Genomic DNA, 9,189 nt, shown 5'->3' with positions numbered 1-9,189 from the left:
CTACCTGGGCTGACGTAATCAACCGCGCTAACTTGGGTATGGAAGTAATGCACGAGCGTAACGCTCACAACTTCCCCCTAGACTTGGCTGCTGGTGATGTTGCTCCTGTTGCATTGACTGCACCTGCAATCAACGGCTAATCTCGAAGTTTAGCTAAATAAGAAACGCCTCTCAGAAATGGGGGGCGTTTTTTCATGGGATAAAGAATTGAACTATATCCATAATTAAGTTGGGGCTAAGAATCTTTTTTTAACGAACCGCCAAGTACGCCAAGAACGCCAAGTGAAGAAAGAGAAGGAAGAAATTTTTCTCTAAAACTTTTATTTCTTTGTGTCCTTTGCGGTTCGTTTGTTCATGATTTTGCGTAATTTCCTAACTAAATTGTTGGGTGTAAAATCTCGCGTAGCGTTGCTCAAGTGCTAGTAGTTCTTCGTGGGTTCCTGATTCTACAAGTTGTCCTCGTTCGAGAACTAATATACGATCGCATTTTCGGACTGTGCTTAAACGGTGAGCAATAATAAATACTGTGCGATTCTGCATGAGTCTTTCTAAGGCTTCTTGTACTAAGGCTTCTGACTCGGAATCTAAGGCTGATGTGGCTTCGTCTAATATCAGGATCTGCGGGTTGAGAAATACCGCACGGGCGATCGCAATTCTTTGGCGTTGTCCACCAGATAAGTTAACTCCTCTCTCTCCTACCCAGGTATGATAATCTTCTGGTAACTGGGTAATAAATTGGTGGGCGTTGGCAATTTTAGCGGCTTCTGCTACGGCTTCCATGTCAAAAGATTTTTGTCCAAAAGCAATATTCTGGGCTATTGTCCCGGAAAACATCACGGTTTCTTGGGGAACAATCCCAATTTGTCGCCGCAGACTTTGAAGTTTCACATCCCGAATATCTACGCCGTCAATCAAGATTTCACCGGCTTCTGGATCATAAAAACGGGGAAGCAAATTTACAAAGGTGGTTTTACCAGCACCGGAAGCACCAACTAGGGCGATCGCTTCTCCTGGTAATGCCAATAAACTGATATCTTTTAATACAGGTTCGCCGGGTTTGTAGGCAAAGGACACATGACGATATTCTACTTTGCCTTTGACTGGTGGTAAGGCGATCGCATCAGGCTTTTCTAATACCGTGGGTTGAATCGCCATCAACTCAAAAACCCGGTCAACAGAAGCCTCACCTTGTTTAAACTCGTTGTAATTATTCGTAGTATGACCAATGGGATCAATTAACAAAGCCGCCGCAGCTAAATAACTAAAAAACTCGCCCACAGTTAAGTTATTTTGGGCAATTTGCCATGCTCCTACTATCACTAAAGAAACCGCACTTAAGGCTTCTAGAAAACCCACTATCGGTATTTGAATGGCTTTTAGGCGTTCGGCGGAGTATTTAGCTTTATAGCTCTGTTCTGCCTCATTGCCAAAACGAGCAATTTCATAACTTTCCGCAGCAAAAGCTTGGACTAAACGAATACCGCTAAATACTTCTGTAAGAATTGCTGATAACCCAGAAACGCGATTTTGACTTTTTAGCGAATATTTCCGTAACCGTTCCCCAAACCAGCCAATTAAAACACCCATGATTGGCGCAACAACCACTGTAGCTAGGGTCAATTGCCAATTCAGGTAAATCATGTAGATGGGTATGGCCATTAATTGTAAAATGCAGGGGATAAAATCGTGAAATCCTTTATTTACAACTTCCCCCACCCGGTCAATATCTTCGGTGAGACGGTAAGATAGATCTCCGGCTTTGGCGGTTTCAAAGTAACTCAAATCCAGTTTTTGCAGATGGGAGTAAACCTGCTTGCGGAGGTCAAAAGCTACCCTTAAAGCTACTTTCGCCATGTACATATCTTGCATGGACTGAAAAAAGCCCCGCACCAGAAATACTAAAACCAGGATTCCAGCTAATTGGGCGATCGCTACTACATTACCCTCACCAAAGGGTTTTGCCAATCTCCCAGCGAGATTAATTAGGGTTAACGTCGCCAGTACATAACCAATAATGCCAATAAATCCCTTGGTAATATTTTCCCAATGGGGTCGGAGATATGGTGATAATTGCCAGTAATTAGAACGGGTTTTCAAGCTGTAACTTCCACAAAGATATTTTCTACTGTTTGACGCTATCAGCTTTTGACTAGTTTCAGAATAATTATCTATTTTTTTTGGGAATATTTGGAGGGAATTATGACGTTAATTTTAGCCCTGGACTTTGGCGGAACTAAGTTAGCCGCAGCAGTGGTAAATTCTGGTGCTAGGGAATGGTTACGCTATGAACGTCGCCTGTCGCCAGCTGATGGTAATGCTAACACGGACTTGGAGATTATGCGCGACCTGATTAATTCTTTACTGCAAGGAGAAAAACCTGATGCAATTGGTGTCAGTTTTGGGGGACCGGTAGACGCTAAAACTGGGACTGTGCGACTGTCTCATCATGTGGCTGGTTGGGAAAATATTCCCCTCAAAGATTTGCTAGAGGATGAGTTTAGGGTTCCTGTAACTGTAGACAATGATGCTAATGTGGCGGCTTTGGGTGAATACCGCTTCGGTGCTGGGGAAGGAAATCATAGCTTGTTTTATATCACTATTAGCACTGGTGTTGGTGGTGGTTGGATACTCAATGGCCAGCCTTGGCGGGGTGTGGGCGGAATGGCTGGTGAAATTGGACACATGGTTGTAGACCCTGCGGGGCCTGTGTGTTTGTGTGGGAAGCGGGGATGTGTGGAAAGGTTGGCTTCGGGGCCTTATATGGCGAGGAATGTTAGGGAATTTTTGGAAAACGTACCGCCAAGTCGCCAAGGACGCGGAGGAAAGATTTTGAGGGGGTTGGTGGGTGATAATTTGGATTTGATTACGGGAAAGGTGGTGAGTGATGCTGCGGCGCAAGGTGATGAGTTAGCCCAGGATGTTTTGTTGAAGGGTGCTTGGGCTTTGGGTGTGGGTATTGGGAATGTGGCGAATTTGATTAACCCGCAGTTGTTTATTTTGGGTGGGAGTGTAATTAAGGCTGGGGATAATTGGTGGGATGTGGTGCGAACGGTAGCGCGGGAAACGGCTTTACCAGAAGTTGAGTTTACAATTGTGCCGGCGGCTTTGGGTGATGATGCGCCGCTTTGGGGTGCTGTGGCTTTGGCTGAATCTGGTTTGTAATTCGTAATTCGTAATTCGTAGTTCGTAATTCGTAATTCGTAATTCGTAGTTCGTAATTCGTAATTCGTAATTCGTAATTCGTAATTCGTAATTCGTAGTAAAAAGGGTTTCAATCATGTTTACTAGTCGGGATGGTGGTTGGGATTTAGCTGTGTATAACCAAGACAATCAATTAGTGCTGGTTGTCGAGATTAAAAACAAACTCAATACCTCATCGGAATGGGCGGAAAAACTGCGGCGCAATATGTTGGCGCACGGTACTTTCCCAAAAGCACCTTACTTTCTCATGGTCTTTCCAGATAAATTCTACTTGTGGACTGGTACTGCTGCACAACTAGACCAAAGTCAACCCACGTATAATATAGACGCACGCCCTTTTCTTCAACCCTACTTTGAACAAGCAGGTGTATCTGCTAATTACATCACAGGTCAAAGTCTGGAATTAATTGTTGCATCTTGGCTGAGTAAAATTATTAATTCTGAGAAACTTACCGAAGAAATTGATGATTCTCAAAGATGGCTGATTGAATCAGGACTATATACTGCTGTAGCTGGAGGTCATTTCGGTCAAGAGGCTGCTGCGTGAATATTTATGTTGAAACTAATTTTATTTTGGAACTGGTTTTTCAACAAGAGCAGTCTGCAAGTTGTGAGCAAATTCTGCAACTTTGTGAAGCCAAATTTGCCAGTCTGATCATACCAGCATACAGTTTAGCTGAACCTTATGAGAAACTCACCCGTCAGGCTAAGAGTCGCAAGGATCTGCAACAAGTTCTAGATACTGAATTACGACAACTCGCACGTTCAGCATCGTACACTACTCGAATTAACAGCATTCAAGATATTGCTCGTTTGTTGGTTCAAAGTAGTGAGGAGGAAAGGCAAAGATTTGTAGCGTATCGAGATAGATTGTTGAATAGTGCAGAAGTAATATCGCTGAGTGCTGATATTCTCCGTGGGGCTGCAATATCGGAAGATCCTTATGATTTGAGTCCGCAAGATGCACTTGTTTACTCATCAGTTATCAGTCATCTGCGCGAAAATGAATCCCAAGTCTCGTGTTTTCTCAACCGCAATTCCAAAGATTTTGACAACCCAGATATTGTTGATCAACTGAATAGATTCAATTGCCGAATGATCCCACGGTTTGATAATGGTTATGGGTTCATTAAATCGCAATTGCGGTTGTAAGAAGATATCACTGATACATTTGCGTTGCTTTGAGCATATGGTAGGTAATAATCAACTGAGTCAGCGCTAAAGGATAACTTTGCAATGTTTCTCCGGTTGTACCTGCAATTTTACCCAATTCTGGGTTACTTTCACGATCGCACACATTGAGTAAGTAAGGCATATCTGAACATAAAATATGCTCTAATTTATTCACCTGTTCTAAAGTCGCATGACCATCCACTTCCAACACATCCACAGGTTTACTCATATCCCTATCTAAACCCAGGCGAATCGCTGATTGGGAATTACCATTAGTTAAATTCAAAATTGAACTAAAATCAGGATGAGGGATTGTAGGGCGCAATACTAAGCGCACGTTTAAATGTCCGTTATTGTCTTCGTCTTCTTCATTAGCAGGATAAAAAGTCACAACTATATCCGACCATTGACGCTGGGGACGAATAAAATTTTCTGAGTCTGGTTCCCGTTTTTTTAACTCTGCTAAGACTTGTTCTTCTGTGTAACCCCGTTTTTGAGTATCTCGCTTCACTTTCCAATCGGCGCGTAGTTCTTCGGAAGGTGCAAGGTAAACTTTCACGTCGTAGGCATCACGGGCTGCACGGGTAGAATAACCAAGTAATCCTTCTATTATAACAAATTTCTTAGGTTTGATATATTTTGGAGCCTCAAATTTTCCAGTTGAGTGACTATAAACAGGTTTGAGAATAGGCTGTCCTGTGCGTAACAGCGATAGGTGCTGCTGCATGATGTCTAAATGATTACAATCAGGATGCAGAGCGGTGATTCCCATTTCTGCACGTTGTTGACGATCATAACTGTGATAATCATCGGTACAGATGAGGGTGACATTTTCTGGCCCTAGTATCTGTGCAATTCCCCTAGTTAGCGTTGTTTTACCTGCGGCGCTATCACCGACAATCCCTAAAATTATTGGACGAGCCATGATTACCTCTCCCGATATGAGTAATATTTACAGAAATCAACTTTTTCAAATAATGTTTCTCATTTTAGAAGGGAATTGACGAACTAAGTCAAGGAAAACTGAGTACGCAACATCTCTATACATAGAGTTGGTTTCTCATTAATTATCAAAATCTATTTGGAATGTAAATAATTACTAAATATCGTTAAATATATCAAATATAGCTATCAGATTGATTGCGCGATCGCTAGCGTAGAATTACTAGAACTAGTACCTCTTCGTAATAATTTAACCAAGATAACGCTCTTATTTTCCTAGTAGTCAAAGAAGTGTTTCATATCAGAAATATCTGACTCCCTTTGGTATATACCAGAATAGTAAGGCAGTGTTGGGGATTATGGAGATGCTGAATATTTCAGAATTAGACAAAATTGATAAGTTTCGCCATCTTCAGTTAACTTTACGCGATCGCTGGCCGACTATTGAGCTATTTGATCATAGTGAGGCGGATATTTTAATTATTCCTTCCCTCAGCATCGACCAGCATGAACTGCATAAAATCGAAGGTTGTGAGCATTATGAAGAAAGATTATTATTCTCTTTAATGCGCTTGCGAAACCCCCGCACCCGCTTGATTTACGTCACATCCATGCCCCTGCACCCTAGTATTATTGATTACTACTTGCAACTATTACCAGGGATTCCCTTTTCTCATGCGCGTAATCGCCTCTTGCTACTTTCTACTTACGACTCTTCCCTCAGACCTCTAACAGCTAAAATTTTAGAACGTCCCCGACTGCTAGAGCGCATCCGCCAAGCATTGAGACTAGAAAAATCATTTATGACTTGCTACAATTCCACATTTTTAGAAGCGGAACTATCTTTAAAATTAAATGTCCCATTATATGCAGCTGCACCGAATTTACAAATTTGGGGGACAAAAAGCGGTAGTCGTCAAATCTTTGCAGAAAGTGGAGTTCCCCTCCCGGATGGTAGCGAAAAGGTGTCTAATAAACAAGATTTGGCAGAAGTTGCGGCTAATTTATGGGAACGCCAACCCACATTACAAAGAATAGTAATCAAACTGAATGAAGGTATTTCTGGAGAAGGAAATGCACTGCTAGATTTAAGACCAATTAGGGATTTAGCACCGGGTCAAGTTGATCGTAGTCAAACAGTAACTGCAATTAGCGATCGCTTCCCTACCATGCGGTTTCAATCCACACACGAAAGTTGGGGAAACTTCGCCAACCGGATTACAGAACTAGGTGCGATCGCCGAAGCATTTGTAGAAGGAGAAATCAAGCGATCGCCAAGTGTCCAAGGACGCATTACACCCAGTGGTGAAGTAGAAATTGTCTCAACCCATGACCAAATTCTCGGCGGACCAGACGGACAAATTTATCTCGGCTGTCGATTTCCGGCTGACTCTAGATATCGCTTACAATTGCAACGATGGGGCTTAGAAGTAGGTAAAAAACTTTCCGAAAAAGGTACATTTGAAAGATTTGGCGTAGACTTTATCACCGTTGAACAAGGAAATGGTGACTGGGAGATTCAAGCCATAGAAATTAACCTCCGCAAAGGTGGTACTACTCATCCTTTCATGACCCTGAAACTATTAACAAACGGACATTACGACCTCTCCACAGGGTTATTTTACAGCCAACAAGGGCGACCTAAATACTACATAGCCACCGATAACCTACAAAAAGACAGATATCGGGGATTATTACCCAACGACTTAATGGATATCATCGCCCATCACCGACTGCACTTTGATAGCGGTACAGAAACAGGTACAGTATTTCATCTCATGGGTTGTCTTTCCCAGTTTGGCAAATTAGGATTAACTAGCATTGGCGATTCCCCACAACAAGCAGAAGACATCTATAACAAAGTCGTCAAAGTTTTGGACGAAGAAACTCGCAGCGAAAATCCCGACTTACCTTTATTCTCAGATTACACCTTTCCTATGGCTTGGGATGGATATAGTTAGGGATTGGGAACTACACTTCAACTTACTTCGGATCAGTACAAGTCGCTCAATTTCCAGGTACTGGGGAAGAAAATTTTTCATCCCCAAATACCCAGCCGCAATAAAATTTTTTCAGATGATTATGTATTTAATTTCTAGTGCGATCGCTATTATTAAGTTAAATTCAGCCGACCCCACAGATATATTTTTAAACAGATAAGGCGGCATAATTTTAAAAAACCTATATAAATCCAGAATAATTCTTATTTAACAAAGCATCTACATCACTGTAACATCCAGGACTTACGCAAAAACTCTCCCAAATCCTGATTCCTCTGTGTCCTCTGCGTCTCTGTGGTTAGTTATTCCGTAATTTATAAAAACTTGTCCGGCGATGCATTCATGACGAATATCGCTGGTTTTTTCGGCTTCTAAGTATTCTGCAACTGTGAGAATATTTAAAGAAGATTGCATGGTTTTGATGTAGTTTGTGACTACCAAATTTTACTCATCTTCAAAATAAACCCTGGCAAAATGTTTTCACCACTAACAGTTTCCGGATTTTCTAAACATTCTTCTGGTTGTCCAGGACGATAAATATAAACTCGGCGATGTTTCCGGTCGATTAACCAAGCTAATTGTATTTCTGATTCTTGCATATATTCTACCATTTTGTCTTTTAATGGTTGCAGGTTATCAGAAGCTGACCTTAATTCAATAATAAAATCTGGACAAATAGGGGCAAATTTTTGTTTTTGTTCTGAGGTAAGTTGATTCCACCGGGCTAATTTTATCCAGGAAGCATCAGGCGATCGCTCTGCACCTGTTGAGAGTTTAAACCCTGTGCTAGAATCAAAGCAGATGCCCGTGTTATCTTGTTCTGCCCAAACATATAACTGTCCAGCAATATTAAAGTTGCGGTTTCCTGTTTCTGAACCCGTGGGTGGCATAATTGAGATTTCTCCAAATTTGTTCCTCTCAATACGTAAGTCACCGTTTTCTTGACAGAACTCAAAGAATTGTTCGTCTGTCATAGGCATTGATGAGGGAAAATGTAATATCAAAGGAGATGAAAGCATGGTAAATCTCTCCTACTTTGCTGATCTAAATAAGTTAATTATATCTATATATAAAAATGGTGGGTTACACCGTTGTTAACCCACCGACTATTAGTATTGCGGAAACTTACTTATTAGGTTGAGGAGTCATCCGCAAATAAGGCTTAACTTCTGTGTAACCTTTGGGGAATTTCTGTTTCAGAACTTCGGGGTCTTTCAATGAAGGTACAATTACGCAGTCTTCGCCATCTTTCCAGTCAGCAGGAGTAGCGACGCTGTAATTATCAGTTAATTGCAATGAGTCAATTACCCGCAATAGTTCATCAAAGTTGCGGCCTGTACTGGGGGGATAGGTGAAGCTAAGACGCAGTTTTTTACTGGGGTCGATAATGAACACGGAACGCACTGTGATGTTTGCAGCTGCGTTGGGGTGAATCATATCATAAAGGTCGGAAACCTTTTTGTCTGCATCTGCAAGAATGGGATAATTTAGGGCGGTTCCTTGAGTTTCTTCAATGTCTCCTACCCAACCATTATGGGAGTCAACATCATCAACGCTGAGGGCGATAGGTTTAACGTTACGCTTGTCAAATTCTGGCTTCAGTTTGGCGACTGTGCCTAATTCTGTGGTGCAAACAGGTGTAAAGTCAGCAGGGTGAGAAAACAGCACTACCCAGCTGTCACCCGCCCATTCGTAAAAGTCGATATCGCCGTGTGTAGAGGCTTGTGTAAAGTTAGGTACTGTATCACCAAGACGGAGAGTCATGCAAGATTCCCTGTAATTTAGAAAGACTTCATGTATTTTACATTGCGATCATCACATAAATCACAGTTTGCCTATCGGCTTTTAGCAGTTTGTAACAAAATTTTAATCT

At 41.8% G+C, this 9,189-nt stretch carries 9 protein-coding genes and 1 pseudogene; 5 read left to right on the top strand and 5 right to left on the bottom strand.

Annotated features, from left to right (window positions below; genetic code table 11):
* Positions 1-140: pseudogene (locus tag VB620_RS15445) on the top strand (photosystem II q(b) protein); the annotation flags it as partial.
* A 232-nt stretch (positions 141-372) separates the two neighbouring features.
* On the opposite strand, the gene VB620_RS15440 reads toward VB620_RS15445, so the two are convergent.
* Positions 373-2,097, bottom strand: coding sequence for an ABC transporter ATP-binding protein (locus tag VB620_RS15440; RefSeq protein ID WP_323197042.1), 1,725 nt, complete (start codon positions 2,095-2,097; stop codon positions 373-375).
* 102 nt (positions 2,098-2,199) lie between these two features.
* Here VB620_RS15440 and VB620_RS15435 point away from each other — a divergent pair, with 102 nt between their 5' ends.
* The 3 genes from VB620_RS15435 (at position 2,200) to VB620_RS15425 (ending at position 4,353) form a co-directional block, all read left to right on the top strand.
* Positions 2,200-3,162, top strand: coding sequence for an ROK family protein (locus tag VB620_RS15435; RefSeq protein ID WP_323197041.1), 963 nt, complete (start codon positions 2,200-2,202; stop codon positions 3,160-3,162).
* A 115-nt stretch (positions 3,163-3,277) separates the two neighbouring features.
* Positions 3,278-3,748: a hypothetical protein gene (locus VB620_RS15430; RefSeq protein ID WP_323197040.1), complete on the top strand. Its 471-nt coding sequence runs from the start codon at positions 3,278-3,280 to the stop codon at positions 3,746-3,748.
* The gene (locus VB620_RS15425) at positions 3,745-4,353 is read left to right on the top strand and encodes a PIN domain-containing protein (RefSeq protein ID WP_323197039.1); all 609 of its coding nucleotides are present in this window, start codon (positions 3,745-3,747) and stop codon (positions 4,351-4,353) included. The genes VB620_RS15430 and VB620_RS15425 overlap by 4 nt, the downstream gene beginning before the upstream one ends.
* A 7-nt stretch (positions 4,354-4,360) precedes the next feature.
* Here VB620_RS15425 and VB620_RS15420 read toward each other — a convergent pair whose 3' ends face one another.
* Positions 4,361-5,299: a phosphoribulokinase gene (locus VB620_RS15420; protein ID WP_323197038.1), complete on the bottom strand. Its 939-nt coding sequence runs from the start codon at positions 5,297-5,299 to the stop codon at positions 4,361-4,363.
* A 376-nt stretch (positions 5,300-5,675) separates the two neighbouring features.
* On the opposite strand from VB620_RS15420, the gene VB620_RS15415 reads away from it, so the two are divergent.
* The gene (locus VB620_RS15415; protein WP_323197037.1) at positions 5,676-7,277 is read left to right on the top strand and encodes a peptide ligase PGM1-related protein; all 1,602 of its coding nucleotides are present in this window, start codon (positions 5,676-5,678) and stop codon (positions 7,275-7,277) included.
* 282 nt (positions 7,278-7,559) lie between these two features.
* Here the strand turns inward: VB620_RS15415 and VB620_RS15410 are convergent, their stop codons facing one another.
* The 3 genes from VB620_RS15410 to VB620_RS15400 all read right to left on the bottom strand — a co-directional run bounded on the left by VB620_RS15410 (position 7,560) and on the right by VB620_RS15400 (position 9,080).
* Entirely contained in the window at positions 7,560-7,730 is a 171-nt protein-coding gene (locus VB620_RS15410; RefSeq protein WP_323197036.1) for a hypothetical protein, read from the bottom strand.
* Between the two features lie 20 nt (positions 7,731-7,750).
* Positions 7,751-8,335 (bottom strand): Uma2 family endonuclease, encoded by a 585-nt coding sequence (locus tag VB620_RS15405; protein ID WP_323197035.1) that lies wholly within the window; start codon positions 8,333-8,335, stop codon positions 7,751-7,753.
* A gap of 106 nt (positions 8,336-8,441) precedes the next feature.
* Positions 8,442-9,080 (bottom strand): peroxiredoxin, encoded by a 639-nt coding sequence (locus tag VB620_RS15400; RefSeq protein ID WP_323197034.1) that lies wholly within the window; start codon positions 9,078-9,080, stop codon positions 8,442-8,444.
* Positions 9,081-9,189 lie beyond the last annotated feature (109 nt).

The organism is Nodularia harveyana UHCC-0300, from assembly GCF_034931085.1.
Classification (GTDB): Bacteria; Cyanobacteriota; Cyanobacteriia; order Cyanobacteriales; family Nostocaceae; genus Nodularia; species Nodularia harveyana.
The sequence above is the reverse complement of the archived record's forward strand: the minus strand, read 5'-3'. Positions and strand labels throughout refer to the sequence as shown.

Coding starts and splice junctions, on each gene's coding strand:
- VB620_RS15435 (WP_323197041.1), top strand. CDS start 2,200: ATGACGTTAATTTTAGCCCTGGACTTTGGCGGAACTAAGTTAGCCGCA.
- VB620_RS15430 (WP_323197040.1), top strand. CDS start 3,278: ATGTTTACTAGTCGGGATGGTGGTTGGGATTTAGCTGTGTATAACCAA.
- VB620_RS15420 (WP_323197038.1), bottom strand. CDS start 5,299: ATGGCTCGTCCAATAATTTTAGGGATTGTCGGTGATAGCGCCGCAGGT.
- VB620_RS15415 (WP_323197037.1), top strand. CDS start 5,676: ATGGAGATGCTGAATATTTCAGAATTAGACAAAATTGATAAGTTTCGC.
- VB620_RS15410 (WP_323197036.1), bottom strand. CDS start 7,730: ATGCAATCTTCTTTAAATATTCTCACAGTTGCAGAATACTTAGAAGCC.
- VB620_RS15405 (WP_323197035.1), bottom strand. CDS start 8,335: ATGCTTTCATCTCCTTTGATATTACATTTTCCCTCATCAATGCCTATG.
- VB620_RS15400 (WP_323197034.1), bottom strand. CDS start 9,080: ATGACTCTCCGTCTTGGTGATACAGTACCTAACTTTACACAAGCCTCT.